The 26,389-nt window shown below is 72.1% G+C and carries 26 protein-coding genes and 1 tRNA gene; 12 read left to right on the top strand and 15 right to left on the bottom strand.

The window, feature by feature from the left end:
* Positions 1–19: 19 nt before the first annotated feature.
* The gene (gene soxR / locus OG974_RS12010) at positions 20–463 is read left to right on the top strand and encodes a redox-sensitive transcriptional activator SoxR (RefSeq protein ID WP_327282686.1); all 444 of its coding nucleotides are present in this window, start codon (positions 20–22) and stop codon (positions 461–463) included.
* Here soxR and OG974_RS12005 read toward each other — a convergent pair.
* The 4 genes from OG974_RS12005 to OG974_RS11990 form a co-directional block, all read right to left on the bottom strand.
* Positions 444–1,334, bottom strand: coding sequence for a 3-keto-5-aminohexanoate cleavage protein (locus OG974_RS12005; protein ID WP_371646416.1), 891 nt, complete (start codon positions 1,332–1,334; stop codon positions 444–446). The genes soxR and OG974_RS12005 overlap by 20 nt on opposite strands.
* Positions 1,331–1,957, bottom strand: coding sequence for a hypothetical protein (locus OG974_RS12000; protein WP_327282684.1), 627 nt, complete (start codon positions 1,955–1,957; stop codon positions 1,331–1,333). Before OG974_RS12000 ends, OG974_RS12005 begins: the two co-directional genes overlap by 4 nt.
* 152 nt (positions 1,958–2,109) lie before the next feature.
* Complete coding sequence (locus OG974_RS11995) at positions 2,110–3,480, bottom strand: serine-threonine protein kinase (RefSeq protein ID WP_371646414.1); 1,371 nt, start codon at positions 3,478–3,480, stop codon at positions 2,110–2,112.
* Positions 3,481–3,564: 84 nt separating this feature from the next.
* The gene (locus OG974_RS11990) at positions 3,565–4,854 is read right to left on the bottom strand and encodes a DUF1343 domain-containing protein (RefSeq protein ID WP_327282682.1); all 1,290 of its coding nucleotides are present in this window, start codon (positions 4,852–4,854) and stop codon (positions 3,565–3,567) included.
* A 70-nt stretch (positions 4,855–4,924) separates the two neighbouring features.
* On the opposite strand from OG974_RS11990, the gene OG974_RS11985 reads away from it, so the two are divergent.
* The 3 genes from OG974_RS11985 (at position 4,925) to OG974_RS11975 (ending at position 8,195) form a co-directional block, all read left to right on the top strand.
* Positions 4,925–5,704, top strand: coding sequence for an SDR family oxidoreductase (locus OG974_RS11985; protein WP_371646412.1), 780 nt, complete (start codon positions 4,925–4,927; stop codon positions 5,702–5,704).
* A complete protein-coding gene (locus tag OG974_RS11980) occupies positions 5,701–7,512 on the top strand; it encodes a class I adenylate-forming enzyme family protein (RefSeq protein WP_371646410.1) in 1,812 nt (603 codons plus the stop codon). The genes OG974_RS11985 and OG974_RS11980 overlap by 4 nt, the downstream gene beginning before the upstream one ends.
* A 77-nt stretch (positions 7,513–7,589) precedes the next feature.
* Positions 7,590–8,195: a TetR/AcrR family transcriptional regulator gene (locus OG974_RS11975; RefSeq protein WP_327282679.1), complete on the top strand. Its 606-nt coding sequence runs from the start codon at positions 7,590–7,592 to the stop codon at positions 8,193–8,195.
* 137 nt (positions 8,196–8,332) lie between these two features.
* Here the strand turns inward: OG974_RS11975 and OG974_RS11970 are convergent, their stop codons facing one another.
* The 7 genes from OG974_RS11970 to OG974_RS11940 form a co-directional block, all read right to left on the bottom strand.
* Positions 8,333–9,532, bottom strand: a complete 1,200-nt coding sequence (locus OG974_RS11970) for a S8 family serine peptidase (protein WP_327282678.1) — start codon at positions 9,530–9,532, stop codon at positions 8,333–8,335.
* 189 nt (positions 9,533–9,721) lie between these two features.
* Positions 9,722–10,945, bottom strand: a complete 1,224-nt coding sequence (locus OG974_RS11965) for an acyl-CoA dehydrogenase family protein (protein ID WP_371646407.1) — start codon at positions 10,943–10,945, stop codon at positions 9,722–9,724.
* A gap of 9 nt (positions 10,946–10,954) precedes the next feature.
* Positions 10,955–12,007: a phosphotransferase family protein gene (locus tag OG974_RS11960; RefSeq protein ID WP_327282676.1), complete on the bottom strand. Its 1,053-nt coding sequence runs from the start codon at positions 12,005–12,007 to the stop codon at positions 10,955–10,957.
* A gap of 159 nt (positions 12,008–12,166) precedes the next feature.
* On the bottom strand, positions 12,167–13,078 hold the full coding sequence (locus tag OG974_RS11955) for an MBL fold metallo-hydrolase (RefSeq protein WP_371646404.1): 912 nt from the start codon (positions 13,076–13,078) through the stop codon (positions 12,167–12,169).
* 1,052 nt (positions 13,079–14,130) lie between these two features.
* Positions 14,131–14,451, bottom strand: coding sequence for a DUF202 domain-containing protein (locus tag OG974_RS11950; protein ID WP_327282674.1), 321 nt, complete (start codon positions 14,449–14,451; stop codon positions 14,131–14,133).
* Positions 14,448–14,846 carry a DUF202 domain-containing protein gene (locus OG974_RS11945; RefSeq protein ID WP_327282673.1) on the bottom strand — a complete coding sequence of 133 codons (399 nt, stop codon included), beginning with the start codon at positions 14,844–14,846 and terminating at the stop codon, positions 14,448–14,450. The genes OG974_RS11950 and OG974_RS11945 overlap by 4 nt, the downstream gene beginning before the upstream one ends.
* 9 nt (positions 14,847–14,855) lie before the next feature.
* On the bottom strand, positions 14,856–15,377 hold the full coding sequence (locus OG974_RS11940) for an NUDIX hydrolase (protein ID WP_371646402.1): 522 nt from the start codon (positions 15,375–15,377) through the stop codon (positions 14,856–14,858).
* An 85-nt stretch (positions 15,378–15,462) separates the two neighbouring features.
* Here OG974_RS11940 and OG974_RS11935 point away from each other — a divergent pair, with 85 nt between their 5' ends.
* Positions 15,463–17,118 (top strand): FAD-binding dehydrogenase, encoded by a 1,656-nt coding sequence (locus tag OG974_RS11935; RefSeq protein WP_327282671.1) that lies wholly within the window; start codon positions 15,463–15,465, stop codon positions 17,116–17,118.
* 32 nt (positions 17,119–17,150) lie between these two features.
* Here OG974_RS11935 and OG974_RS11930 read toward each other — a convergent pair whose 3' ends face one another.
* The gene (locus OG974_RS11930; RefSeq protein WP_327282670.1) at positions 17,151–17,573 is read right to left on the bottom strand and encodes an ASCH domain-containing protein; all 423 of its coding nucleotides are present in this window, start codon (positions 17,571–17,573) and stop codon (positions 17,151–17,153) included.
* Positions 17,574–17,768: 195 nt separating this feature from the next.
* Here OG974_RS11930 and OG974_RS11925 point away from each other — a divergent pair, with 195 nt between their 5' ends.
* The 3 genes from OG974_RS11925 (at position 17,769) to OG974_RS11915 (ending at position 22,037) form a co-directional block, all read left to right on the top strand.
* Positions 17,769–18,719, top strand: coding sequence for a hypothetical protein (locus tag OG974_RS11925; RefSeq protein ID WP_327282669.1), 951 nt, complete (start codon positions 17,769–17,771; stop codon positions 18,717–18,719).
* A gap of 118 nt (positions 18,720–18,837) precedes the next feature.
* On the top strand, positions 18,838–20,382 hold the full coding sequence (locus tag OG974_RS11920) for an APC family permease (protein ID WP_327282668.1): 1,545 nt from the start codon (positions 18,838–18,840) through the stop codon (positions 20,380–20,382).
* Positions 20,383–20,600: 218 nt separating this feature from the next.
* Positions 20,601–22,037, top strand: a complete 1,437-nt coding sequence (locus OG974_RS11915; RefSeq protein ID WP_327282667.1) for an amino acid permease — start codon at positions 20,601–20,603, stop codon at positions 22,035–22,037.
* A gap of 78 nt (positions 22,038–22,115) precedes the next feature.
* On the opposite strand, the gene OG974_RS11910 is transcribed toward OG974_RS11915, so the two are convergent.
* Both OG974_RS11910 and OG974_RS11905 read right to left on the bottom strand, forming a co-directional pair.
* Positions 22,116–22,475, bottom strand: coding sequence for a zinc ribbon domain-containing protein YjdM (locus OG974_RS11910; protein WP_327282666.1), 360 nt, complete (start codon positions 22,473–22,475; stop codon positions 22,116–22,118).
* A gap of 72 nt (positions 22,476–22,547) precedes the next feature.
* Positions 22,548–22,632 (bottom strand) — tRNA-Leu (locus tag OG974_RS11905).
* Between the two features lie 168 nt (positions 22,633–22,800).
* On the opposite strand from OG974_RS11905, the gene OG974_RS11900 reads away from it, so the two are divergent.
* The 3 genes from OG974_RS11900 to OG974_RS11890 all read left to right on the top strand — a co-directional run bounded on the left by OG974_RS11900 (position 22,801) and on the right by OG974_RS11890 (position 25,348).
* A complete protein-coding gene (locus tag OG974_RS11900) occupies positions 22,801–24,126 on the top strand; it encodes a M20/M25/M40 family metallo-hydrolase (RefSeq protein WP_328762250.1) in 1,326 nt (441 codons plus the stop codon).
* A 129-nt stretch (positions 24,127–24,255) separates the two neighbouring features.
* A complete protein-coding gene (chpH, locus tag OG974_RS11895; protein ID WP_327282664.1) occupies positions 24,256–24,489 on the top strand; it encodes a chaplin ChpH in 234 nt (77 codons plus the stop codon).
* Positions 24,490–24,583: 94 nt separating this feature from the next.
* Positions 24,584–25,348, top strand: coding sequence for a chaplin family protein (locus OG974_RS11890; protein WP_371646398.1), 765 nt, complete (start codon positions 24,584–24,586; stop codon positions 25,346–25,348).
* Positions 25,349–25,390: 42 nt separating this feature from the next.
* On the opposite strand, the gene OG974_RS11885 is transcribed toward OG974_RS11890, so the two are convergent.
* Positions 25,391–25,579, bottom strand: coding sequence for a DUF5703 family protein (locus tag OG974_RS11885; RefSeq protein WP_073774709.1), 189 nt, complete (start codon positions 25,577–25,579; stop codon positions 25,391–25,393).
* A 47-nt stretch (positions 25,580–25,626) separates the two neighbouring features.
* On the opposite strand from OG974_RS11885, the gene OG974_RS11880 reads away from it, so the two are divergent.
* Positions 25,627–26,334, top strand: a complete 708-nt coding sequence (locus tag OG974_RS11880; RefSeq protein WP_329313080.1) for a hypothetical protein — start codon at positions 25,627–25,629, stop codon at positions 26,332–26,334.
* The last annotated feature ends 55 nt before the right edge of the window (positions 26,335–26,389 follow it).

Below are 26,389 nucleotides of genomic sequence, written 5' to 3'. Positions count from 1 at the left end.
GCCGACTACCCTCGGCGTCGTGCCGCAGATTCCCGAGAAAATCCATGAGCTCACCGTCGGCCAACTGTCCGCCCGCAGCGGCGCGGCCGTCTCCGCGCTGCACTTCTACGAGACCAAGGGCCTGATCAGCAGCCGCCGGACCTCCGGCAACCAACGCCGCTACAGCCGTGACGCGCTGCGCAGGGTGGCTTTCGTGCGCGCCGCGCAGCGCGTCGGCATCCCGCTGGCGGCCATCCGCGACGCACTCGCCCAGCTCCCCGAGGAACGCACCCCCAACCGCGAGGACTGGGCCCGGCTTTCGGAGGACTGGCGCGCGGAGCTCGACCAGCGGATCACCCAGCTGATGCGCTTGCGCGACCACTTGACCGACTGCATCGGCTGCGGCTGCCTCTCGCTGAAGAACTGCGCCCTGTCCAACCCGGACGACGTCTTCGGCGACCAGCTCACCGGCTCCAGGCTGTAGCGGCGCCCTGCGCGGCGACCACCTCCCGGGCCGCCGCCACCAGCTCCGCGTTCGACCGCGCCGCCCGCCCGTCCGGCAGGTGCAGTACGTCGCCGACGCCGGTCCGGGCGGCCGCGCCGCACCGCGCGGCCAGCCGCAGTACCGGCCAGGCGGCGGCGTCCCGCCCGAACAGCAGCAGCGGCACCGGCGGCAGCCACCGCAGCCCCGCCACCAGAGCCGGATCGGCCGCGGCCAGCTCCAGCGCCAGCCGGAGGCGCGCCGGGTCCCGTACCGGCCAGGCCAGGAAGCGCGCCAGCGGCTCCGGTTGCCGGTCCGGCCGTGCTTCTGGTTCCCGTTCCGATGCCAGGCCCGGTCCCCACTCCGTCCAGGGCTCCGGCCCCGTCCCCGTACCGGCGCCCCCACCCAGCGGAACCACCGCGTCCACACCAACGCCCCGCGCCAGCAGGGCCTCCGCCAGCTCCTCGGCCCCCGGCTCCGCGAAGTGCACCACCGCCCGGTCCGGCAGCACCGTCCACGACCGGACCCGCTCCAGCCGCCCCGCCGGATCGGGCTCGGCCGCGATCCCCACGGACACCGAAAGCGGTACGGAGACCCCCGTGCCCCGCAACGCCTCCAGCACCGGCCCTACGACCCGGGGGGACAGGCTCTCCCGGCCGCACGGGGTCCGAGGATGGACCAGAACCTCCCCGGCCCCGGCGGCGACCGCCCCCAGGGCCGACTCCACCAGCTCCTGCGGGGACAGGGGAACGGCGGTGCCGTCGGCGGCAGTGCGCGCACCGTTCACCGACACCGACACCGACACCGACACCGACACCGACACCGACACCGACACCGACACCGACACCGAGACCCCCGGTCCCCGCAGGCTCATGCCGCCCCCGCCGAAGCCGGGTCCGCCATCGCAGACGAGCCCGCCAGCGCCGGCCTGGGCACGACGATCCCGCAGCCCGCGCACACCGGCCCGTCCCAGGCCCACGCCCCCTCCCAATGGCCGTGCCCCGCGCGGGGCCCCCGTCTCTGCCCCGGCAGCTGCGCGGGCCAGCGCAGCTCCTGCTCCCCGCAGACCGGGCACCCCGTCCCCGGCTCCGACTCCAGCGCCACGACCAGCCGCCGCAGCACCTCGCCCAGCGTCCCGTCCGGCCGCACCCCCGGGTCGGCGCACCGCACCACCGCGTCCCCGCTGCCGCCCCACGCCCACTCCGGTCGGCGCAGCCCGTGGTACTTCTCGCGGCGGCGCCGCTCCGCGAACTGGCGCTCGTACTCCAGCCAGACCGCCCGCGCCTCCTCCAGTTCCTCCAGCGCCGCCACCAGCCGCTGCGGATCGGCAGCCCGGTCCTCGGGGGCGATGCCGTGCCGGTCGCACAGATGCCACCACGTCGCCCGGTGCCCGTACGGAGCGAACCGCTCCAGGCAGCGGCGCAGCGAATGGCGCCGCAGGGCACGGTCATTGCGCGCGTCGCGCACCTGGTACGCCAGACTTCGGAATCCCGCCATCACACCTTCACCTCCGAACGCGCCCACGCCCGCACCGGGGGGCGTCGTACAACGTCGAACGACGACGCACCGTGAGATGTGCCCAACATGCCCGGTCAGCTGCGGGCGCATGCGGGGGCGGTCGAGGCGTGCGGGTGGCACATGGCCAGAACTCAGCGCCCCATGCGCCCCGCGGCAACCACGAGCCGGGCCAGCTCCTCGTGGCAGATGTCGCTGTGCGCCCCCGAAGGGGGACCCCCGCGCCGGACCACGGACCCGGTGTCCACGCTGACGCAACCGGCCTGCGGGACCCCCGCGCGCAGGGCCGCGTCGAGGGTGAGCCGCGGCGCGCCCGGCACCGCCTGTACCCCGTCGTGACCGATCGCGCCCCACCGCTCGTCGAAACCGAGGAGACCGGCCGAATCCCCTGCCATCCGGGAGGCCAGCGGATAGAAGACCTTGAGGGCCGAGTCGTACGGGGAGTGGCAGGCGACGACCGGGCCGTCGGTCTTGCGCTGCATACCGCGCAGGGCGCCGCCGCTGCCCTTGTCGTGGGGGAGCCGGTCGGCGAAGGCGTAGTGGGAGAAGGCTCCCTGGAGCAGGGTCACGGACTTCACGTACCGCGCCCCGTCCGGCACCGCGCGCAGCGCGAAGGACACCACCCGGGCCCCGAAACTGTGGCCGATCAGATGGATCCGCAGGGCCGGGCGGTGTCCCGCCAGTTCGGCCAGCACCGGGCCGAGGCCGCGCTCGCCGACGGTCCCGGCACGCCTCTTCATCTGGTAGTACGTGGCTTGCCGCAGCAGTTCCTTGGCGCCGCTCCACAGCGCGTGCAGGCTGCCGCCGAGGGTGAGGCCGGGCTCGGCGCCGCCCCCGGGCAGCGCGCCCGCCTCGATCAGGCCCTCGGTGAAGGCCCGGCACACCTCCAGCACGTCCAGCGTGAAGATCGCGGGCACGTCGCGCTCGGCCGGTGCCGCTACGGTCGGGCCCGCGCCGGCGGCGTCCGCAGCCGCGTCCGCCCCGGCAGCCGCCGCCGGATCGACCGCGTCCACCGCATCCACGCCCGCCAGCTCCCGTACCAGCGCGCCGAACTCGGTGAAGGCCGCCACCGACTCCGGCCGGTCCTCCAACAGTTCCGCGACCCGGTCCAGCTCCGCCACCCGCCCCGGCCAGAACTCCCCGAGCGCCCGCAGCGTGGCGGGGTCCAGAGCCGTCCCGTGGCCCGGCTCGGCGAGCGCGCCACGGGGGTCGAAGTCCGGTATCGGCTCGTCCGAGAACCGGATCGAGGGCCATACGACACCCACGTACCCCAGCCGTACGCCGGACCCCACCAGCCCCGGGAAGGGTGCGTAGAAGCGGTCGAAGAGCCTGGTCGACGTCGACCGGTCGCTGTTCCAGCCGTGCGCGAAGACCAGTAGGTCGGTGGCCTCCAGCCCGGCCACCGCGTCCTGAGTGCTCCGGTCCACGTCCCCGTCGGCGTCGAAGGTCAGCTCCGCGTACGGACCGACTCCGATACCGACGCTTCTGCCCGTTCCGTCCGACATGGGGTCCCCCTCCGCGCCGTCTCTCCGGTGCCGTCCAGCATCCTGCTGCGGCCCCCGCCCGGCCAGACCCCGGCGCCCGCGGATTCACGGGTAGAGCAGGTACCGCCCCCGCACCGCCGCGAACCGCTCCAGTCCCGCCGCCCAGTCGGCCGCGATCTCCTCGACCCCGGCCCCCGCGTCCACCATCTTCCGCACCCGGTCCGAGCCGGTCAGCTGGTCGATCCAATGGTCGGTGCGCCACGCGAAACCGCTCCACGACCGCTTCGCGGTCACCAGCAGCCCGATCCCGGCCCGCACCGGATCGAAGGCCGCCCGGTCGTGCACGATCAGCCGGACCCCGCCGCACACCTTCCCGGCGAACTTGGAGAACGTCGGCGTGAACCAGGCCTCGCGGAACCACACCCCGGGCAGCCCCAGCGCCTCGGCCGCCTCCGCCCACCGCCGGTCCACGCCCTCGGCACCGACCACCTCGAACGGCGTGGTCGTCCCGCGCCCCTCGGACAGGTTGGTGCCCTCGAACAGGCAGGTGCCGGCGTACACGAGGGCCGTGTCCGGCGTCGGCACGTTCGGGCTCGGCGGCACCCAGGGCAGCCCGGTCGCCCCGAAGAAGGAGTCCCGCCGCCACCCGGTCATCCGCACCGTGCGCAGCTCGACCGGCTGCGCGGCCAGGAACTCCCCGTTGAACAGCAGGGCCAGCTCGGCCACCGTCATCCCGTGCGCCAGCGCGATCGGCTCGCGGCCCACGCCGCTCGCGTACGCGCGCTCCAGGACGGGACCGGTGGCCCGCACGCCGCCCACCGGGTTCGGCCGGTCCAGTACGACCACCGCCTTGCCAGCGAGCGCGGCCGCGCGCATGCAGTCGTACAGGGTCCAGACGTAGGTGTAGAAGCGCGCCCCGACGTCCTGGATGTCGAAGACGACGGTGTCGATGCCGGCCGCCGTGAAGACGTCCGCGAGCTTCTGTCCGCTCTTGCCGTACGTGTCGTACACCGGCAGCCCGGTCGCCGGATCGCGCCCGGCGGCCTCGGATTCGCCGGCCTGCGCCGTCCCGCGGAACCCGTGTTCCGGCCCGAACACCGCCAACAGGTCGACCCGCGCGTCCGCATGCAGCACGTCGACCAGGTGGCGGGCGTCGGCGGTGATTCCGGTGGGGTTGGTGACCACAGCGACCCGCTGGCCGGCGAGCGCCCCGTAGCCGTCGGCGGCGAGCTGTTCGAAGCCGGTGCGCACCCGGTCGGCCACCGCCGGGTCGGCCATCGCCGGGTCGGCTGCCCGGTCCGGTGCCCTGCCGGGAGCCGCGCCCGTCGCTCCGAGGGTCCCCAAGGCCCCCGCCGTTCCCGCCAGTCCCAGCAACCCCCGTCGCGACAGCGTCATTCGCCCACGCTAGGCGCCGCCCCTCTTCCACCCCGACATACCGACCGGTTAGTCTGCCGGGCATCCGGCCATGAAAGGTGATCCCGTGAGCGCGTACCAGGACCAGCGAGTCGTCGTCACCGGCGCGGGCGGCGGCATCGGCGCCGCCCTCGCCCACCGCTTCGCCGCCGAGGGGGCCATGGTCGTCGTCAACGACCTCGACCCCGCGAAGGCCGCCGCAGTGGCGGCCGAGATCGGCGCCCGGGCGATCCCGGTGCCGGGCGACGCGTCGGCCGTCGTGGCCGAGGCCCGCGAGGCCCTCGGCGGCAGGGTGGACGTCTACTGCGCGAATGCCGGACTCGCCTCGGGCGGAGACGCGTTCGCCGACGAGGCCGTGTGGGAGGCGGCCTGGGACACCAACGTCATGGCGCACGTCCGCGCAGCCCGGCTGCTGCTGCCCGACTGGCTGGAGCGCGGGAGCGGGTGCTTCGTGTCCACCGTCTCGGCCGCAGGGCTGCTGACCATGATCGGGGCGGCGCCGTACAGTGTCACCAAGCACGGTGCGCTCGCCTTCGCGGAGTGGCTCTCGCTGACCTACCGCCACCGCGGCGTGCAGGTCCACGCCATCTGTCCGCAGGGGGTCCGCACCGACATGCTGACGGCCGCGGGCTCGGCGGGCGAACTCGTCCTCGCGCCGACCGCGATCGAGCCGGCAGCGGTTGCGGACGCACTGTTCGACGGCATGGAGAAGGGCCGGTTCTTGATCCTCCCGCACCCCGAGGTCGCGGACTACTACGCCGCGCGCGCCACCGAACCGGACCGCTGGCTCGCCGGCATGAACCACCTCCAGCAGAAGTGGGAGGCCAGGTGACCCGGTCCTCCCACTACGCCGCCAAGCCGTGGCTCGCACTGCTCAGCCCAGCCCAGCGCGCCCCCGTCTCCCCGCCGCCCAGCCTGCTGCACGCCTTCCGCGACGCCGTCGCCCGGGCCCCCGAGCGCACCGCGCTGGCCTACTTCGACGGCCGCATCGGCTACGCGGAGACGGACGCCCTCTCGGACTCCGTCGCCGGCCACCTCGCCGCGCAGGGCATCGGCCGCGGGGACCGGGTCGCCGTCATGCTCCAGAACACCCCGCACTTCGTGCTCGCGGTCCTGGCCGCATGGAAGGCCGGGGCGGTGGTCGTACCGCTCAACCCCATGTACAAAACGGGAGAGGTCGGGCACATCCTGCGCGACTCCGGGGCCGTCGCGCTGCTGTGCGAAGGCAGCGCGTGGTCGGCGTACCTGGCCGGCGCCGTTCGCGACACGGCCGTACGGGCCGTCCTGACCACCTCGGACCACGACTTCCAGACCCGCAACGACCCCCGCGTCCTCCCCCCGACGTCCCCGGTCCCGGCGGGCGCAGCCGGAGCGGTCCCGCGGCCACGCGCCCCGCTGGACGGAACGCTGTGGGACGGAACGCCGTTGGACGGAACCCCGTTGGACGGAACGCGGCAGGACGGAACCCAGAAGTCCGGGCCCGCCGGTCCCGGCGCCGGTGCCCCCGGCGTCCCGGCCAGGGCCGACCTGGGTGCGGTGGCCCGCCAGGGCCGCCCCGCCCCGCCGGACCCCGGATTCACCGCCGCCGACACCGCGCTCATCAGCTACACCTCCGGCACCAGCGGCACCCCCAAGGGCGCCATGAACCCGCACGGCGCGCTCACCCACAACGCCGTCCGGCAGGTCACCGGGCACCCGCTCCCCGAGGGCGCCGCGTACTTCGCCCTCGCACCCCTCTTCCACATCACCGGCATGGTCTGCGAGCTCGGTGCCTGCTTCGTCAACGCCGGCACCCTCGTCCTCGCGCACCGCTTCGACGCGGGCGTCGTCCTCGACGCCTTCCTGGAGCACCGCCCCGCCTACGCCGTCGGCCCGGCCACCGCCTTCATGGCGCTGGCCGCCCACCCCGACGTCACCCGGGACCACTTCGCCTCGTTCCAGGTGATCTCCTCCGGCGGCGCCCCGCTCCCGCCCGCCCTCGTCGAACGCCTCCGCGCCGCCTTCGGCTTCTACTTGCGCAACGGCTACGGGCTCACCGAGTGCACCGCGCCCTGCGCCTCCGTGCCCGCGCACCTCGAAGCCCCGGTGGACCCCGCCTCCGGCACCCTCTCCGTGGGCCTGCCCGGCGCCGACACCGTCGTACGGGTCCTGGACGAGCACGGCGCCGAGGTGCCCTTCGGCGAGACCGGCGAGATAGCCGTCCGCGGACCCCAGGTCGTTCCCGGCTACTGGGGGCTGCCCGCCGACACCGCCAAGGCCTTCCCGGACGGCGAACTGCGCACCGGAGACGTCGGTTTCATGGACGAGGACGGCTGGCTGTACGTCGTCGACCGCAAGAAGGACATGATCAACGCCTCCGGGTTCAAGGTCTGGCCGCGCGAGGTCGAGGACGTTCTCTACGGCCACCCCGCCGTGCGCGAGGCGGCCGTGGTCGGCGTGCCCGACCCGTACCGCGGCGAGAGCGTGAAGGCGTACGTCAGCCTCCGCCCCGGCACCTCGGTCGAACCGGAAGAACTGTCCGTTTACTGCGCCGCCCGCATCGCCGCGTACAAATACCCGCGCCAAGTGGAGATCCTGCCTGTCCTGCCGAAGACGACGAGTGGCAAGATCCTGCGACGGGAACTGCGCGATCGCGGCTGAAAACAGCCGTACGGTCGTACAGCTGCTCGTACCGCTGGTCGAACGGGCCAGAGAACAGGGAAGGGAAGGTCAGCGCCATGGCTGCCAGGAGCACGGAGCCCGAAGGCACGCACGAAGCCCCGGTGCCGCAGCGGCTGCTGGCCGTCGCCACCCGGCTGTTCGCCGAGCGCGGCTACGACCGCACCTCCGTACAGGAGATCGTCGAGGCGGCCGGGGTCACCAAGGGAGCGCTCTACCACTACTTCGGATCGAAGGACGACCTCCTGCACGAGGTGTACGCGCGGATGCTGCGCCTCCAGCAGCAGCGCCTGGACGTGGTGGCCGATTCCGACGCCCCCGTCGAGGAGCGGCTGCGCGCCGCGGCGGCCGACGTGGTGGTCACCACCATCGAGAACCTCGACGACGCGGCGATCTTCTTCCGGTCGATGCACCAACTCAGCCCGGAGAAGTTCAAGCAGGTGCGGGCGGAGCGCCGGCGCTACCACGAGCGCTTCCGGGCACTGGTCGAGGAAGGCCAGCGCACCGGGGTGTTCTCCACCGCCACCCCCGCGGACCTGGTGGTGGACTACCACTTCGGCTCGGTCCACCACCTGTCCACCTGGTACCGCGCGGACGGCCCGCTCACGCCCCGCCAGGTCGCCGACCACCTCGCCGACCTGCTGCTGCGCGCCCTGCGCCCGTAGCCGCGGACCGCGCCCGTACGACGGCCCGCCCCCGTCCGCCCCTGGCAGGGGCGGACGGGGGCGGGCCCTTCGGTACGTCCGGTCGGTGCATCTCGGTGCATCCGGTCAGCGCGGCCGGCCAGAGCGTCCGGTCACCGCTACGGGGCGACCTTCAGCAGCTTGTTCGCCGTGCCGGCCGACGGGTTGGTCACCGCGCCGGCGGTGGCCGCGGCCGTCAGCGCCGACGCCGTCTGCGCCGGGGTCGCGGACGGGTGTCCGGCCAGGTAGACCGCCGCGGCGCCGGTGACGTGCGGGGTGGCCATGGACGTGCCCGAGATGGTCTTGGTGGCGCTGTCGCTGTCCTTCCAGTCCGAGGTGATGTCCGAGCCCGGCGCGTACAGGTCCACCACGGAGCCGAAGTTGGAGAACGAGGACTGCTGGTCGTCGATGGTGCTCGACGCCACCGTGATCGCCTCCGGAACCCGGGCGGGGGAGCCCTGCCCGGCGTCGGCCGACTCGTTGCCCGCCGCCACCGCGAAGGTGACGCCCGAGGCGATGGCCCGTCGCACGGCCTCGTCCAGCGCCTCGTCCGCGCCGCCGCCCAGGCTCATGTTGGCCACCGAGGGCCCCGAGTGGTGCTGGGTGACCCAGTCGATGCCGGCGACGACCTGCTCGGTGCTGCCGGAGCCGTTGTCGTCGAGCACCCGCACCGCGACCAGCTTCGCCTTCTTGGCGACGCCGTGCGCGGTCCCCGCGATGGTGCCCGCGACGTGCGTGCCGTGGCCGTTGCCGTCATCTGCGCTGTCGTCGTTGTCGACGGCGTCGAAGCCGGAGGTGGCTCGGCCGCCGAAGTCCTTGTGCGTCGTGCGTATGCCGGTGTCGATGACGTACGCCGTCACCCCCTCGCCGGCGCTGTCGGGGTAGCTGTACTTCTTGTCGCCCGCCTTGGCCGTCTGGTCGATCCGGTCCAGACCCCATGAAGGCGGGTTGTCCTGGGTGGCGTTGATGGTGAACTTCTTGTTCTGCACGACCTTGCCGACGGCCGGGTCCGCGGCGAGCCGCTTGGCCTTGGTCTCGCTCAGGCCGGCGACCGAGAAGCCGTTGACCCCGGAGCTGTAGGTGCGCTTCAGCTCGCCTCCGTACTTCTTGGCCAGCTGTTCCTTGTTCGCGGATGCGTCGAGTATGACGACGTAGCTACCGCTGATCGCGCCGGGCGCGCCCAGTCCGAACACCGTGCCTTCGGCCGGTGCTGCGGCCCCCGCGAAGGGGGTGGCGAGCAGGGTCACGGCGGCCGCGGTGGCGGCTCCCGTGGCGACTGCCGCGTACCGGAAACCGCGCGAGCGCTTGTGAGTTGCCATCTGGAGGGTTCTCCTCATGTTGACGTGTGGGGCGTCAAACCTTCTGGAGAACCCTCTTCCGATTGACAGGCGCAAATCAAGAACGCCCCGGGGGTAAAGGGTTATTCAACAAGCTTTCTTAAAAGACCCCCCGCATCGCCTTCACCTCGTACATGAGTTCGTCCGAACTTCCGCACGGTTCCCACACGTTCACGCGCGGTACTTCTTCAGCTCCCGGAGCGCCAGCGAGCGCTGGTGCACCTCGTCCGGACCGTCCGCCAGCCGCAACGTCCGTGCTGCCGCCCACAGTTCGGCCAGCGGGAAGTCCTGGCTCACCCCGCCCGCACCGTGCAGCTGCACCGCATCGTCGAGGATCCGCACCACCGCCCGCGGAGTCGCGATCTTGATGGCCTGGATCTCGGTGTGCGCACCCCGGTTGCCGACCGTGTCCATCAGCCAGGCCGTCTTCAGCACCAGCAGCCGCAGTTGCTCCACCGTGACCCGCGCGTCCGCGATCCAGTTCTGTACGACTCCCTGCGCGGCCAGCTCCTTGCCGAAGGCCGTACGGCCCACCGCGCGCCGGCACATCAACTCGATGGCCCGCTCCGCCATGCCGATCAGCCGCATGCAGTGGTGGATCCGGCCCGGGCCGAGCCGGGCCTGGGCGATGGCGAAGCCGGTGCCCTCCTCGCCGATCAGGTTCGCGGCCGGCACCCGGGCCCCGTCGAAAACCACCTCGGCGTGGCCGCCGTGGTCGTGGTCCTCGTACCCGTACACCGTCATCGCACGCCGCACCTCGACGCCCGGCGTATCGCGCGGGACCAGGATCATCGACTGCTGGCGCCGCGGATCGGCGCCGTCCGGGTCGGTCTTGCCCATGACGATGAAGATCTTGCAGTCCGGGTTCATGGCCCCGGAGATGAACCACTTGCGTCCGGTCACGACGTACTCGTCACCGTCCGCCGAACGCTCGATCCGCGTCTCGATGTTCGTCGCGTCCGAGGAGGCGACCTCCGGCTCGGTCATCGCGAACGCGGACCGGATCTCCCCGGCCAGCAGCGGCTGGAGCCACTGCTTCTGCTGCGCCTCGTTGCCGAACTGCGCGAGCAGCTCCATGTTCCCGGTGTCCGGGGCCGCGCAGTTGGTCGCCATCGGCGCCAGGTGCGGGCTGCGGCCGGTGATCTCGGCGAGCGGGGCGTACTGGAGGTTGGTCAGCCCGGCGCCGTGCGCCGCGTCCGGCAGGAAGAGGTTCCACAGTCCCTGACGGCGCGCCTCGGCCTTCAGCTCACCGAAGACGGCCGGAGTGTCCCAGGGTGAGGCCAGCCGCGCGCGCTGCTCGGCGGCGACGGGCTCCGCCGGGTACACGTACTCCTCCATGAACGTGAGGAGCCGCTCGCGGAGTTCCTCGGTCCGGGAGTCGAATGCGAAGTCCATGGGTGTGCCTCAGCCTTCCTGCAGTTCTTGGAGGGTGGTCAGACCGTGCTCGATGAAGACCGGGACCAGCTCGCCGATCCGGTCGAAGCCCGCGCCCACCGTCTGCCCGAGCGTGTAGCGGTAGTGGATGCCTTCGAGGATCACCGCGAGCTTGAACCAAGCGAAGGCGGTGTACCAGGCGATCGCGCCGGTGTCCCGGCCGGACCGGGCGGCGTACCGCTCGATCAGCTCGGCCGGCGCCGGGTGACCGGGCGCACCGCTCGTCGTGCTGACCGGGGAGTCCGTCAGCCCCAGGTCCGAGCTGTACATCACCAGCAGCCCGAGGTCGGTCAGCGGGTCTCCGAGCGTGGACATCTCCCAGTCCAGCACCGCCCGGATCGTGTCGTCCGGCCCGCCGATCAGCACGTTGTCCAGCCGGAAGTCACCGTGCACGACGGTCGGGGCGGGGGAGTCCGGCAGGGCCCGGCCGAGCGCGCCGTGCAGCTCGTCGATGCCCGCGAGCTCGCGCCCGCGGGAGGCCGCGAGCTGCTTGCCCCAGCGGCGCAGCTGCCGGTCGAGGAACCCCTCGGGCCGGCCGAAGTCGCCCAGACCCACCGCTTCCGGATCCACCGCGTGCAGGTCGACCAGGGTGTCCACGAGGCCCAGCACCGCCCGTCGGGTGCGCTCGGGGCCGATTCCGGAGAGCTGGCCGGCCGTCCGGTACGGCACCCCGTCCACGTACTCCATGACGTAGAACGGCGCCCCGAGGACCGACTCGTCCTCGCACAACAGCACCGGCTCGGGCACCGGCACGGCCGTGCCGTGCAGCGCCTGGATGACCCGGTGCTCGCGCCGCATGTCGTGCGCCGTCGCCAGGACGTGGCCGAGCGGCGGGCGGCGCACCACCCAGCGGGCGGTCCCGTCGGTGATCTCGTACGTGAGGTTCGACCGGCCGCCTTCGATCAGCCGGCCGCGCAGCTCCCCGGCCACGAGACCCGGCCGTGCCCGGTCGAGATGACCGCGCAGCCCCTCCAGATCGAGGCCCCGGGGGGCGGCTGAAGCGGACGCTGACGCTGAGGTCATGGTGCGCACCTCCGTGCGGAGTGGACGAGGACGAAACGAACGCGAGCCGTCATGCCGCCCCATCATGCCGACCAGTCGGTATGTCGTCCAGTGTGCAGGGCCCACGAGTACGGGCCGGAGGGAAATCCCCCGGCCCGTCGGCGGGTCAGGACGCCAGCGTCAGGCGTGGCACAGGATCGGCGTCCCGCCGTTCATCACGGTCATGTCCTGGAGCACCGCCAGTATGTCCAGCGGCGCCCCTTCCGGCTCACCGGCCAGTTCCGCGTACGCCCGGTGCAGGTTCGCCACCAGTCGCTCGCTCTCCCGCCAGGCCGCGAACTCGCCGAGATCGGCCTGGCGCGCCACCTCCAGGGGGGTCTGCCCCTTCGCCCTGCCCTCCCGGGCGAGCTCGGCCACGTAGCGGAGGTAGCGCTCGGTCGCCTCGTACGCGGACGGGTCCGTCAGCGGCCCGTGGCCCGGTACGACGGTCTCCGCGTCCAGCGAGCGCAGCAGCTCAAGCGCCCGCAGCGAACCGGCCAGCGAGCCCATCGCCAGGAACGGCGTGCCCCCGGCGAAGACCAGGTCGCCGGTGAACACGATCCGCTGCCGCGGCAGGAACACGATCGAGTCCCCGGTGGTGTGCGCGACGCCCGGGTGGACCACCCGCACCTCCGTCTCGCCGAGGTGGAAGGTCATCCGGTCGCTGTACGTGAGGTCCGGCACGGTGATCTCGATCGCGCCGAAGTCGGTGGCGGGCCAGATGAGCTCCAGCTGGTGCCCGGCGGCGAGCTGTTCGCTGCGCGCGTTGTCGTGCCCGAGGATCAGGGCTTCGGGGGCGAAGACGGCGTTGCCGTACGTGTGGTCTCCGTGGTGGTGGGTGTTCACCACCGTGCGTGGCAGCGGCACCCCGGTCGCCACGACCGCCTCGCGCAGGGCCAGGGCCCGCCGCTCGGTGGCCGCGGTGTCGATGAGCAGGGTCCGACCGCCGTCGCTCACGAAGCCGGCGTTGTTGAGGCACCAGCCACCGTCCGGCTGGACGTAGGCGTACACCCCGGGTGCGGGCTGGACGAGGTACGGCTCTTCGGCGGTCATGTGCGCTCTCCCGGGACGGCTTTGACGGGCATTCGGCATCCTGCCAGCTGCGGGGGCGCGGGGGGAGGGCGGGGCGGGTGGTGTGTTGGTGTTGGGGTTGGTGTTGGCGGGGTGGTGCGGGTGCGGGTGCGGGTGCGGGTGCGGGTGGTGGTGGTGGTGGTGGGTTGGGGTGGCGTTGCGGGGCGGTGGTGGGTGGTGTTGTTCGGTGGTGGTGTTGATGGTTTTGGTGGGGCGGTGTGGGTGGGTGTGGGGGGATGTCCTGTAGGGAGGCCTGCAGCCGCCCCTGGTGGTGGGTGTTGGTGTCGTGTGCGGCCTGCGGCTGGTCTTTCCTGTAGGTCAGGACGCTCCCGTCGTTGTCCCGTCCTGTGTGCCCGCACTGTCTGACCGTTGTGCGCAGCTCTGTGCGCGGACCGGTCGTTCTTTGGCCGGCTGGCCGGCCGGTTGCCCGCCCGTCCGGCCGCTTGTGACCGTGGCCGGTGTCGGGGTGAGGTGCAGGTCCGGCGTGTGGGTGCTTCCACCGGTCGTGATCGTGGGCGATGTCGGGGTGAGGTGCTGGTCCGGCTGGTGGGTGTGTCTGTGGTGACCGTGGGCGATGTCGGTGTGATGATGCGCTCCTGCCCGTGGTGACCGGTGCCCCAGTCAGCGGGAGGGCCCGTGACGGGTGGTCGGAAGGCGGGGAGGGCGGGCCGCTGGGCCTTGTTTGACTGCACCCTGGGTGCGGATTTTGCGCTCCCGGCTCCGCGGCTGCCGCCGCCCCCCTTCTGGTGGGGTGACTTGCTCCCGGCGCCGTAGGTTCCGTCCGCCCCTCCCGGTGGAGCGGCTTGCTCCCGGCTGGGTGGCTGCCGCCGGCGCCTGCCGGTGGGGTGTCTGGCTCCCGGCTCCGTGGCTTCGGCCCGCCCCCTCCCGGCAGAGTGTCTGGCTGCCGGCTGCGCGGCTGTTGCCCGTCCCTCCCGGTGGAGCGGCTGGCCCCCGGCTTCGTGGCTGCCGCCGGCACCTCCCGGCGGAGCGTCTGGCTCCCGGCTCCGTGGTTCCGACCGGGCTGCCTCCGTGGGTCAGAGGACCACTGCCGCCGCGAAGAGGGATAGGGCCACCGTGCAGGCCACCGCCGCCAGGGCCGCGCGGGGGGCGAGGGCGGGTGGGCGGCGGGCCGTCAGTTGGCGCATGCGGTGGTGGGCGACCGCCAGGAACGCCAGCCAGATCAGAGCGATCACCGCCGCCCCGATCACCTCCAGCGGCGAGCCCGACCCGCGGAGCGCCGCCCGCAGCGCCAGCACCGCCGTGACCGAGCACGCCAGCGTCGTGCGCCGCCATGCGAGCCGGGTCCGCTCGGGCTGCAGTCCCGCGTCGCGGGCCGCCGAACCGGGGGTCGTCATCGACCGCTCGTCCAGCCCATCAGCACCACCAGGACCATCGACACCGCGACCAGCCCCACTCCCAGGCTCAGCACCACCGGGAACCGGGACAGCGGGAGGTCCTCGCCCCGCCGCATCGCCCGCTCGCACCGCACCCAGTGGTTCACCGCCCGCAGCGCACAGGCGGCACCCACCACGAGCAGCGCGAGGGCCATCCCGACCCGCACGCCCCAGCGCAGGTCCGGCAGGAACTGGTCCACCGCGAAACCGCCGCCCACCAGGGCCAGGGCGGTCCGGATCCAGGCCAGGAAGGTCCGCTCGTTGGCCAGCGAAAACCGGTAGTCGGGGGTTTCGCCCTCGTCCCTCAGCCGCTGCGGGGCGAACCAGAGGCGTACGTCCTTGACGAAGTCGATCACCTGATCAATCTACTGGTGCGACTCCCGGTGCGCGCGCAGCCGCCGGTACGCCTCCAGCCCGTCCGGCACCCACTCCCACGCCCCGTCCGCGACCCGCCCCGCCAGTTCCCCCTCGGAGAGCCACGCGTGCCAGGCCACCTCCGACTCCTGCGGCCGCACCGGCAGCTCGCAGCGCACCTCGTGCACGTACGACCACCAGGCCCCGCCCGGCCCTTCGTACAGGAACTTGAACAGCGGCGCCGGCTGCGCCAGACCCGCCACGCCCAGCTCCTCCTCGGCCTCCCGCAGGGCGGCCTGCGCGTAGCTCTCGCCGGCGCCCACCACTCCGCCCACGAACATGTCGTAAGCCGAGGGGAAGACCAGCTTCGACGCCGTCCGCCGGTGGACGAAGATCCGCCCCTGCGCGTCCCTGGCCTGTACGAACACGCACCGGTGCAGCAGCCCGCCCGCGTACACCTCGCCGCGCGGCGCCCGCCCCGTCACCCGGTCGTCCCGGTCCACCACGTCCAGTACTTCGTCAGCAGCACTCACACGGCTCATCCAACCACCGCTGTTGACTGGTTACCGCTCCGTAGCCAAGGATCTGCCCCACCACCGACCGGAGGACGGGTTCGCCATGACGTACGACGCAGACGTGATCGTGATCGGGGCCGGACTCGCCGGTCTCGTGGCCACCGCCGAGCTCGTCGACGCGGGCCGCAAGGTCATCCTGCTCGACCAGGAGCCCGAGCAGTCGATCGGGGGCCAGGCGCACTGGTCCTTCGGCGGGCTGTTCTTCGTCGACTCGCCCGAACAGCGGCGGATGCGGATCAAGGACAGCCGCGAGCTCGCCCTCCAGGACTGGCAGGGCACCGCCGGCTTCGACCGTGAGGAGGACGCCTGGCCGCGCCGCTGGGCGGAGGCCTACGTCGACTTCGCGGCCGGTGAGAAGCGGCCCTGGCTGCACGCCCTGGGCGTCCGCTTCTTCCCGGTGGTCGGCTGGGCCGAACGCGGCGGCTACGACGCCAACGGCCACGGGAACTCCGTCCCCCGCTTCCACATCACCTGGGGCACCGGGCCCGGCCTGGTCGAACCCTTCGAGCGGCGGGTCCGTGCCGGGGTGGCCCGTGGCCTGGTCCGGCTGAAGTTCCGCCACCGGGTCACCGGCCTCGCCCGGACGGGCGGCGCCCTGGACACCGTGACGGGCGAGATCCTGGAGCCCTCCGACGCCGTACGCGGCACCGCGAGCGGCCGTGGGAGCACCGGCGACTTCTCCCTCAGGGCCCAGGCGGTGATCGTGACCAGCGGTGGCATCGGCGGCAACCACGACCTCGTGCGCGCGCAGTGGCCGGCCCGGCTGGGCACGCCGCCGCAGCGGATGCTGTCCGGGGTCCCGGCGCACGTGGACGGCCTGATGCTGGGCATCGCCGAGGAGGCCGGCGCCAGCCACATCAACAAGGACCGGATGTGGCACTACACCGAGGGCATCGAGAACTGGGACCCGATCTGGTCGCGGCACGGCATCCGCATCCTGCCCGGCCCGTCCTCGCTCTGGTTGGACGCCACCGGCAAGCGGCTGCCCGTCCCGCTCTTCCCCGGGTTCGACACCCTCGGCACCCTCGACCACATCATGAGGACCGGCCACGACCACACCTGGTTCGTGCTCAACCAGCGCATCATCGGCAAGGAGTTCGGCCTCTCGGGATCCGAGCAGAACCCGGACCTGACGGGCAGGTCCGTCCGCGACGTCATCGACCGGGCGCGGCAGGCCGTTCCGGGACCGGTGAAGGCGTTCATGGACAACGGAGTCGACTTCGTCGTCGAACGGGACCTCGCCTCGCTGGTGCGCGGCATGAACGCGGTCACCAAGGAGGACCTGCTCGACGAGGAGACGGTGCGCCGGGAGATCGTGGCTCGGGACCGGGAGATCGCCAACCCGTTCACCAAGGACCTCCAGGTGACGGCCATCCACGGCGCCCGCAAGTACCTCGGGGACCGGCTGATCCGCACCGCCGCGCCGCACCGGATCCTGGACCCGAAGGCGGGCCCGCTGATCGCCGTCCGCCTCTCCGTCCTGACCCGCAAGTCCCTGGGCGGGTTGGAGACCGACCTGTCCTCCCGGGTCCTCACCGGGTCCGGTGACCCGCTGCCCGGCCTGTACGCGGCCGGCGAGGCGGCCGGCTTCGGCGGCGGCGGGGTGCACGGCTACCGGGCCCTGGAGGGCACCTTCCTCGGCGGCTGCATCTTCTCGGGCCGTGCGGCGGGCCGCGCCGCAGCCGGGGCGGTGGCCTGAGGCAGGCCCCCTCCGGGCTCCCGTGGCGGCCCCTAGGGGCGTTCGACGACCCGGAAGCGTTCCGCGACGACCAGCGTGTCGTCGGTCACCGTGAACTCCGGGTCGCCGAGCACTTCCCGGATCTGCGGCCCGTGCCAGTACCGCTCGTGGGAAACACGCCATTCGGCTACGGACGCGTATCCCTCGCCCTCGTCCGGGGCGTGCCCGAGGTCCTCCTCCGCGAGCGGTAGAGCCCGTACGCCCGTCACCTCCAGGACGGCCACCGGACGCTGCGCGGAGTCCATGACCGCCATCCGCTCGCCCACGACCGGCAGGGGGTCGCCCATTACCTCGTATTCGGTCAGCAATCCCGTGGTCGAGGTCTTCGCGCCGCTCAGCACCGCCGCCACCAGCATGTCGCGCACCGGCCCCGGGAACGCGAACAAAGCGGGAGGAAGATCGTCGTAGGTCGTCATGGGCCCACCCCACGGTCGCTCCAGCAGCGCCTGCGAACGGATCCGGACGCCCCAACTCACGTCATGTACATACCAGTTGAAACGCGCCACGCAGTGGACTGGACCTTGACTCGGAGCTGTGCGTACCGCTTTGCTGTGCGTGATCATCCAGCCAAACCGTCCGCCCGCGCCCGTGCTCTGGAGGGAATTTCGCGGATGTCCCCGCCTCCGCCGCCCCTCGGCCGCGCCCGCAAGCGGGACGCCCAGCTCTTCGACCCGGCCCTCTGCGATGCCGAGCTGGTCGACGTGCGCGCCCAGTTCACCCAGGGCCGCTGGGCCAAGGCCCGGTCCCTCCTCGTCGGCACCGGCGACGACTGGGACCGCCGCGGCCACCGCGTCGTCGTACTCGCCGAGACCCCGGCCGCCACCGCCTGGGCCCGCGAATGGCTGCTCGCCGAACCCGAGAGCGCCGACGCCGCCACCCTCCTCGCCTGCGCCGCCGTCATCAACGCCCTGCGCCGCAAGGGCACACCCGAGGCGGCCGAAGAGGCCTGCCGCCGGGCCGCCGTGCTGCTCCCCGCCGACCCCACCCCCTGGCTGGGGCTGCTCATGCTCTCCCGGGCCTTCGGTACCGAGGAGGAGTTCAGCCGCCACTTCGACCAGGTCCGGGCACGCCACCGCGAGCACCACCACGCCCACCACCTCATGGTCGCCCAGCTCGCCGAGCACACACCCGGCTCCGGCCACGACCCGCTCCACGAGGTCTACGACTTCGCCGCCTGGGCCGCCGAGGAGTCCCCGGCCGACTCCCCGCTCGCCGTCCTGCCCGTCATCGCCCACGCCGAGCGCTACCGGGTGCTGGCCGGCAAGTACGGCTCCGACAGCAGCGCCGGAGCCGTGGCCCACTGGTCGAGCCGCCGCGCCCGCCAGGTACTGCGCTCGGCCTTCGACTGGTGGCTGGAGTGGGAGCGCGAGGACCACCCCCGCAACCGGGTCGACCTCAACTTCCTGGCCCACGCCAAGCTCTGCGAGGGCCGCCCGGCCGAGGCCGCCGCCCTGTTCCACCGCATCGGCAGCCACGCCACACCCGCTCCCTGGTCCTACCCGGACCTCGACCCGCACAAGGCCTTCCTCGCGGCCCGCAGCGCCGCACTCGGCACGGCCTGAGGCGCCCGGCGCCCGCGCTCGACCGCACCCCGCTCGGCCCGCACTCCGCTCGACCGCACCCCGCTCGACCGCACCAGCCCAGTTCGACCCCGACCTTCCCCCGAAAGGACACCCCGCCATGGCGACGGGCAGATCCACCACGCTCAGCACCGCGCCCGAGATCCGCACCTACAAGGGCCAGGACCGCGCCCTGCGCGCCGACCGCCTCGGCACCGCGGGCCTGCTGCTCTCCGTACTCGCCGCCAGCGCGCCCCTCATGGTCGTCGCCGGCGTGATGCCCACCACCTTCGGCGTCATGGGCGTCGTCGGCCAGCCGCTGCTGTTCGTGATCCTCGGCATCGTGCTCGCGCTGTTCAGCATCGGCTACGCCGAGATGAGCCGGCACGTCCACAACGCCGGCGCCTTCTACGCGTACATCGCCCGCGGCCTCGGCCCCACCGCGGGCGCCGGCGCCTCGCTCGTCGCCCTGGTCGCGTACAGCGCCATGCAGGTCGGCGTCTACGGCATCCTCGGCTTCGAGATCTCCGGCCTCTTCAGCACCTACCTGAAGATCGACGTCGCCTGGTGGATACCGGCCCTGGCAGCCGTCGCAGTGACCGGAGCGCTCGGCTGGCTCAAGATCGACCTCAATGCCCGCGTCCTCGGCGTCCTCCTCCTCATCGAGTGCGCCCTCGTCGTCATCTTCGACGTCGCCGCCCTCGCCGACCCCGGCCCCGAAGGCCTCTCCCTGCACGCCTTCGACCCCGCGACCCTCGGCGGCACCGGACTCGGCACCGCCCTGTGCTTCTGCATCGCCGCCTTCGTCGGCTTCGAGCAGTCCCCGGTCTACGCCGAGGAGACCAGCAAGCCCCACATCGTCGTCTCCCGGGTGATGTTCCTCGCCGTCGGCTTCGTCGCCCTCTTCTTCGCGCTCAGTGCCTGGGCCCTGACCGTCGCCACCGGGCCCTCCCAGATCGTCAAGGCTTCCGGCGAAGCCGGCCCCGGCCTGCTCTTCGAGCTCACCCAGAGCCGTCTCGGGACCACCTTCACCGACGTACTCCACGTCCTCTTCGTGACCGGCATGTTCGCGGCCATGCTCAGCTTCCACAACGTGGTCGCCCGCTACGCCTTCGCCATGGGCCGCGAGGGCCTGCTCCCCGCCGCCTTCGGCCGGACCAGCGCGGGCACCGGCGCCCCCGCGACCGGCTCCCTCCTCCAGACCGTCATCGCCACGCTCGTCGTCCTCGCCTTCGCCTTCACCGACGACACGCCGGCCGGCGACCCCACCACGCCGGTCCTGCACCTGTTCACCTGGATGGGCAGCGTCGGAGCCCTCGGCGTGACCCTTCTCATGGCCGCCGCCTCCTTCGCCGTCATCGCCTTCTTCGTCCGCCGCGGCACCGCCGGCGCCCAGGTCTGGCGGCTCGTCGCGGCCGGCGCAGCCGGGATCGCCCTGCTCGGCATCGCCGTGTACACGGTGAAGGACTTCGGCGTCCTCGTCGGCGCCGAAAAGGGCTCCGCGCTCAGCTGGGTCCTGCCCGGGATCATCGGCGCCGCCGTCGTGGGCGGACTGCTCTACGGGGCGATCCTGCGCAGCCGCCGCCCCGAGGTGCACGCCCGCATCGGCCTTGGGAACGAGGCCTTCCGCCTCGACCAGGCCGCGGAGGCCGACCCCCGCGACTGACCCCCACTGCCTCGCTTTCCTGCCCGTACGAAGCCCCCCGCGCCCGTTTCCAAGGTCGTCGGGGGCTTCTGTGCGAGGAGGGCGGGTTTTGGCCGGGGCCGGGGCTCATGGTCTCCTGGGGCGACAAAAACCACCGGACCCCCGCACAGGTGACCCCACCCAGCTCACCTGCACGGCGGTCGGAACTGCCTGTCCCACCCACGAAGGCGAAGTCCTACATGAGTGACCGCACCTTGACCGAGGCCCCGGCCCCGGCGTCCGCCCGCCACGTCGACGCCGGTGACGAGGGCTACAGCAAGGACCTCAAGTCCCGCCACATCAACATGATCGCGATCGGCGGGGCGATAGGCACCGGCCTGTTCCTCGGTGCCGGCGGCCGGCTCGCCAACGCGGGCCCCTCCCTCGCGATCGCCTACGCGGTGTGCGGCATCTTCGCCTTCTTCGTCGTCCGGGCCCTCGGCGAGCTCGTGCTCTACCGGCCCTCCTCCGGCGCGTTCGTCTCCTACGCGCGCGAGTTCATGGGGGAGAAGGGCGCCTACACGGCCGGCTGGCTGTACTTCCTGAACTGGTCCACGACCACCGTGGCCGACATCACCGCCGCCGCGACCTACGCGCACTTCTGGTCGATGTTCACCAGCGTCCCGCAGTGGGTCCTCGCCCTGATCGCCCTCGCCGTGGTCCTCACCGCGAACCTGATCTCGGTGAAGTACTTCGGCGAGATGGAGTTCTGGTTCTCCCTGGTCAAGGTCGCCGCCCTGGGCATCTTCCTGCTCGTCGGCATCTACCTGGTCGCCACCAGCCACGACATCGGCGGCCACACCCCGGGCCTGTCCTCGATCACCGACAACGGCGGCATCTTCCCGTCCGGCATGCTCCCGATGCTCCTGCTGCTCCAAGGCGTGGTCTTCGCGTACGCCTCCGTCGAGCTGTGCGGAGTCGCCGCCGGCGAGACCGAGAACCCCGAGAAGATCATGCCGAAGGCGATCAACTCGATCATGTGGCGCGTCGGCCTGTTCTACGTCGGCTCGGTGATCCTGCTCGCGCTGCTGCTCCCGTACACCTCGTACTCCTCGGACCAGAGCCCCTTCGTCACCGTCTTCGACAAGCTGGGCATCCCCGGCGCCGCCGGCGTCATGAACCTGGTCGTCCTGACCGCGGCGCTCTCCAGCCTGAACTCCGGGCTCTACTCCACCGGCCGCATCCTGCGCTCGATGGCCATGTCCGGCTCCGCGCCGAAGTTCACCGCCCGCATGAACAAGGGCAAGGTCCCCTACGGCGGCGTGCTCTTCACCGCCGCATTCGGCCTCGCCGGCGTCGGCCTGAACTACCTGATGCCGAAGGACGCCTTCGAGCTCGTCCTGAACTTCGCCTCGCTGGGCATCCTCGGCACCTGGGGCATGGTCATGATCTGCTCGCTGTTCTTCTGGCGCCGCGCGCAGGAGGGCACCCTGCAGCGGCCGTCCTACCGCCTGCCCTGGGCCCCGTACACGCAGATCGTCACGCTGGTGTTCCTGTTCGCCGTGCTGGTCCTGATGTGGTGCGACGGCGGCGTCGGCCGCACCACCGTCCTGTGCGTGCCCGTCATCGGGGCCGCCCTCGTCGGCGGCTGGTTCCTGGTCCGCCGCCGCGTCGCGGAGATCGCCGCGAGCCGCTGACGGCCTTACGGGTAGACAACGAAAAGAAGGACCCCGCGTCGGGCGGGGTCCTTCTTTGCGTTGCCGCGGGGCGGCGGATCAGGCCTTCTTGACCACGCTGGACTTCAGCTGCATGGCACCGAAACCGTCGATCCTGCAATCGATGTCGTGGCCGTCCACACCGTCGATCAGCCGGATGTTGCGCACCTTCGTGCCCGCCTTGATCCCGGACGGGCTGCCCTTCACCTTGAGGGCCTTGACCACGGTCACGCTGTCGCCGTCGCTCAGCACATTGCCGACGGCGTCCTTCACGACGCGCTCCCCGGGACCGGCCGCGTCCTGCGCACCGCCCTCGGCGGGAACCCACTCGTGGCCGCACTCGGGGCACACCACGAGGGCGTTCATTTCGTAGGTGTACTCACAGGAGCATTTCGGGCAGGGCGGCAGGTTCTCGATCACGCCTTCAGGGTAGCCCCACGCGGAAAGGGCCGAAAACGCCGAGAACCCCACCGAAGTGGGGTTCTCGCTCTGTGTCCGAGGGGGGACTTGAACCCCCACGCCCGATAAAGGGCACTAGCACCTCAAGCTAGCGCGTCTGCCATTCCGCCACCCGGACAAGGTGTCTGTCTCGCGTCCCTCGCGGGCCGTTCCGACGTGGAAAACATTACCAAACATTCCGGGGCCCCGATCACACCCCCCTGCGGCCGGGGATCGCCCTTGGGGAGAGCCGCCCAAAGCGGGAGGATGGGGAGGCAGTCGGTACCGACCAGTGGGAGGAAGCAGCGTGAGCGAGTCGAGCGCGGGCAGGAACGTCTCTGGCGAGGACGAGGTCGTCGACCTCTGCCGGGACCTCATCCGGATCGACACCAGCAACTACGGGGACCACTCCGGCCCCGGCGAGCGCAAGGCCGCCGAGTGGGTCGCGGAGAAGCTCGCCGAGGTCGGGCTGGAGCCGCAGATCTTCGAGTCCCACCGGGGTCGTGCCTCGACCGTCGCGCGCATCGAGGGGGAGGACCCGTCGCGCCCGGCGCTGCTGATCCACGGGCACACCGACGTGGTCCCGGCGAACGCCGCCGACTGGACGTACGACCCGTTCGCCGGCGAGATCGCCGACGGCTGCGTGTGGGGCCGCGGCGCCGTCGACATGAAGGACATGGACGCGATGACGCTCGCCGTCGTGCGCGACCGGCTGCGCAGCGGCCGCAAGCCCCCGCGGGACATCGTGTTGGCCTTCCTCGCCGATGAGGAGGCCGGCGGCGTGTACGGCGCCCGGTACCTCGTGGACCATCACCCCGGGCTCTTCGAGGGGGTCACCGAGGCGATCGGCGAGGTCGGTGGCTTCTCGTTCACCGTCAACGAGAACCTGCGGCTGTACCTGGTGGAGACCGCCCAGAAGGGCATGCACTGGATGCGGCTCACCGTGGAGGGCACCGCGGGCCACGGCTCGATGACGAACAACGACAACGCCATCACGGAGCTGTGCGAGGCCGTGGGCCGGCTCGGCCGCCACCAGTGGCCGGTCAGGGTCACCAAGACCGTACGGTCGTTCCTGGACGAGCTCTCGGACGCGCTCGGCACCCCGCTCGACCCGGACGACATGGACGCCACCCTGGCCAAGCTCGGCGGCATCGCCAAGATGGTCGGCGCGACGCTGCGGAACTCGGCCGCCCCGACCATGCTCGGCGCCGGCTACAAGGTCAACGTCATCCCCGGCCAGGCCACCGCGCACGTCGACGGCCGCTTCCTGCCCGGCTACGAGGACGAGTTCTTCGCCGACCTCGACCGGATCCTCGGCCCACGCGTGAAGCGCGAGGACGTCCATGCGGACAAGGCGCTGGAGACGGACTTCGACGGCAAGCTCGTGGACGCGATGCAGACCGCGCTCAGGGCGCACGACCCGATCGCGCGCGCGGTCCCGTACATGCTCTCCGGCGGCACGGACGCCAAGTCCTTCGACGACCTCGGCATCCGCTGCTTCGGCTTCGCCCCGCTCCAGCTGCCGCCCGAGCTGGACTTCGCCGGGATGTTCCACGGAGTGGACGAGCGGGTGCCGGTGGACGGGCTGAAGTTCGGCGTGCGCGTGCTCGACCGATTCATTGACAACTGCTGAGAATCGAGAAGGTGTGCGCATTGCACTGAGAAGAGTGAATGCGCTCATACGCTCGTAGCCCTGGTGATCCCTCCTCGTTACAGGTGGTGCGGTCCGCGGCTGGGACCGCATTGCCAACTAGGAGGAACAATGTTCAAGAAGGTTGTCGCCGCTGCGGCTGCCACCGGTGGTCTGGTGCTCGCGGGTGCGGGTCTGGCTGTCGCCGACGCGGGTGCCCAGGGTGCGGCCATCGGCTCCCCCGGTTTCCTGTCCGGCAACGTCGTCCAGGTCCCGGTCCACGTTCCCGTGAACGTCTGCGGCAACACGATCAACGTGGTCGGCCTGCTGAACCCGACTTTCGGCAACCCCTGCGTCAACGCCTGACGCTTCTGAAGTCTTGGGCCCCGGAGCGCATTCCAGCGCTCCGGGGCCGCCGGGCTTTGGGGCCCGGTGTTCGTACACAGCAGGGGGATTACACATGCGCAAGACTCTGAGCATCATGGCCGCCGCGGGGGGTGTTCTCGCGCTGGGTGGGGGTTACGCACATGCGGACTCCGGCGCGTCCGGCCATGCCGTGAACTCTCCGGGCGTGCTGTCCGGGAACTCCGTCCAGGCACCCGTGGACGCTCCGGTGAACGCCTGCGGCAACAGCATCTCGATCGTGGGGCTGCTGAACCCGGCCTTCGGGAACGGCTGTTCCCAGCACTCGGCCACACCGAACCAACCCGGACACCCGGGGCACCCGGGCCAACCCGGACACCCGGGCGAGCCCGAGGAGCCGGACGAGCCGTGCGACGAGGACGAGCCGACCCATCCCGGCCAGCCGGGCCACCCCGGAACGCCCGGTCAGCCCGGCCACCCGGGGAACCCCGGACACCCGGGCACTCCCGGTCAGCCCGGAAACCCGGGTACGCCCGGCCATCCCGGCAACCCGGGAACGCCCGGCAACCCGGGGCAGCCCGGCACTCCCGGTCAGCCCGGCAACCAGGGCACTCCGGGCGTGCCCGGTCACCCCGGAACTCCGGGTCACCGCGGCAACCCGGGTACCCCCGGCACGCCCGGTCAGCCCGGCGCGGGCGGCGTCACGCCCGTCGCGCACCCCGGGCAGGGAATCGGGCCCGTCCAGCAGGCGGGGCTCGCCGCCACCGGGGCGGGAGACGTCCTCGGTGTGGGCCTCCCGCTCGCCGCCGGCACGCTGCTGGCCGGTGCCGTGCTCTACCGGCGGGCCCGCAACGCGGCCTGACGGGCGACGCTCATGGCGCGGGCCCCGACCCCGGGGCCCGCGTCACCAGGTGGCGCGGACCTGACGGATGATTCTCCGGCGCAGTCGTACCCGACGGCTGCCGTCCCGATGCAAGGAGAGCCGGTCGAGTTCCCAGTTCCCGTACTCGGCATGATCGGTGAGCAGGCGGGTCGCCTCCTTGCGGGGTACACCGCGGGGCACGTACACGTCGACAAATTCGTATTCCGGCATCGAATCTATTGTGCGGGCAGAGGCCTGCTACGGATAGCGTCTGCACTATGTCTGATGCCGCTCTGCCCAGTGTTGCCGAGGTACGCGCCGCCGCCGAGGCGGTCAAGGCCGCACTCGACCGTCACCTCGCCGCGGTCGAGAGCAGGATCGGGGACGAGGATCCGGCCGTCTACGCCGCGTTCAACGAACTCGCCGCCGCCGCCGAGGAGTACGACGAACTCCTCTACGACCGGTACGACGAGGTCACCCCGTTCGAGATCCCCACGCCCGAGGACGGAGTCCCGTACACCGGGCCCGCCGAGCCCGCCGCGTTCAGCGTGCTCATCCGCCGCGACTACGCCGTCGTCGAACCGCCCCGGCTGATCGCCCAGGCCGAGCGGGTCGCCGCGCACGACCGGGAGGCCGACCTCGTCCACGACGGAGGCACCGCCAGTGCGCTGGGCGTGCTCTTCGGGGAGTACGAGCCCGACGAGATCGCCTCCCGCTACAAGGAGTTCGGCCTGGAGGAGGGCGACTCCACCCTCTGGATCGCGGCCTCGGAGGAGGTCGCGGAACCGGGGGAGTGGCTCGGCTCGCCCTTCGGGCACACCGACCCGCAGCACGTACTGCACCGCTTCGACGTCAGCTCCGTCTTCGACGAGGAGGCCGACGACTTCGACGACGAGGACGCACAGGACGCGGACGGCACGGACGGCACGGACGGCACGGGCGGTGTCGGCGGTCAGACGACCGCGCCCGGCCTGACCCCCGCCTGATCGGCCCGCGCACACGACACCGCGGCCCCCGACCCGGGAAGGGGCGGGGGCCGCG

The sequence above is a fragment of the Streptomyces sp. NBC_00597 genome (assembly GCF_041431095.1).
In the GTDB taxonomy this organism is placed as follows: domain Bacteria; phylum Actinomycetota; class Actinomycetes; order Streptomycetales; family Streptomycetaceae; genus Streptomyces.
The sequence above is the reverse complement of the archived record's forward strand: the minus strand, read 5'-3'. Positions and strand labels throughout refer to the sequence as shown.

Coding starts and splice junctions, on each gene's coding strand:
- OG974_RS12005 (WP_371646416.1), bottom strand. CDS start 1,334: ATGAGCCTGCGGGGACCGGGGGTCTCGGTGTCGGTGTCGGTGTCGGTG.
- OG974_RS12000 (WP_327282684.1), bottom strand. CDS start 1,957: ATGGCGGGATTCCGAAGTCTGGCGTACCAGGTGCGCGACGCGCGCAAT.
- OG974_RS11995 (WP_371646414.1), bottom strand. CDS start 3,480: ATGTCGGACGGAACGGGCAGAAGCGTCGGTATCGGAGTCGGTCCGTAC.
- OG974_RS11990 (WP_327282682.1), bottom strand. CDS start 4,854: ATGACGCTGTCGCGACGGGGGTTGCTGGGACTGGCGGGAACGGCGGGG.
- OG974_RS11985 (WP_371646412.1), top strand. CDS start 4,925: ATGAAAGGTGATCCCGTGAGCGCGTACCAGGACCAGCGAGTCGTCGTC.
- OG974_RS11975 (WP_327282679.1), top strand. CDS start 7,590: ATGGCTGCCAGGAGCACGGAGCCCGAAGGCACGCACGAAGCCCCGGTG.
- OG974_RS11970 (WP_327282678.1), bottom strand. CDS start 9,532: ATGGCAACTCACAAGCGCTCGCGCGGTTTCCGGTACGCGGCAGTCGCC.
- OG974_RS11965 (WP_371646407.1), bottom strand. CDS start 10,945: ATGGACTTCGCATTCGACTCCCGGACCGAGGAACTCCGCGAGCGGCTC.
- OG974_RS11960 (WP_327282676.1), bottom strand. CDS start 12,007: ATGACCTCAGCGTCAGCGTCCGCTTCAGCCGCCCCCCGGGGCCTCGAT.
- OG974_RS11955 (WP_371646404.1), bottom strand. CDS start 13,078: ATGACCGCCGAAGAGCCGTACCTCGTCCAGCCCGCACCCGGGGTGTAC.
- OG974_RS11950 (WP_327282674.1), bottom strand. CDS start 14,451: ATGACGACCCCCGGTTCGGCGGCCCGCGACGCGGGACTGCAGCCCGAG.
- OG974_RS11935 (WP_327282671.1), top strand. CDS start 15,463: ATGACGTACGACGCAGACGTGATCGTGATCGGGGCCGGACTCGCCGGT.
- OG974_RS11930 (WP_327282670.1), bottom strand. CDS start 17,573: ATGACGACCTACGACGATCTTCCTCCCGCTTTGTTCGCGTTCCCGGGG.
- OG974_RS11925 (WP_327282669.1), top strand. CDS start 17,769: ATGTCCCCGCCTCCGCCGCCCCTCGGCCGCGCCCGCAAGCGGGACGCC.
- OG974_RS11920 (WP_327282668.1), top strand. CDS start 18,838: ATGGCGACGGGCAGATCCACCACGCTCAGCACCGCGCCCGAGATCCGC.
- OG974_RS11915 (WP_327282667.1), top strand. CDS start 20,601: ATGAGTGACCGCACCTTGACCGAGGCCCCGGCCCCGGCGTCCGCCCGC.
- chpH (WP_327282664.1), top strand. CDS start 24,256: ATGTTCAAGAAGGTTGTCGCCGCTGCGGCTGCCACCGGTGGTCTGGTG.
- OG974_RS11890 (WP_371646398.1), top strand. CDS start 24,584: ATGCGCAAGACTCTGAGCATCATGGCCGCCGCGGGGGGTGTTCTCGCG.
- OG974_RS11885 (WP_073774709.1), bottom strand. CDS start 25,579: ATGCCGGAATACGAATTTGTCGACGTGTACGTGCCCCGCGGTGTACCC.
- OG974_RS11880 (WP_329313080.1), top strand. CDS start 25,627: ATGTCTGATGCCGCTCTGCCCAGTGTTGCCGAGGTACGCGCCGCCGCC.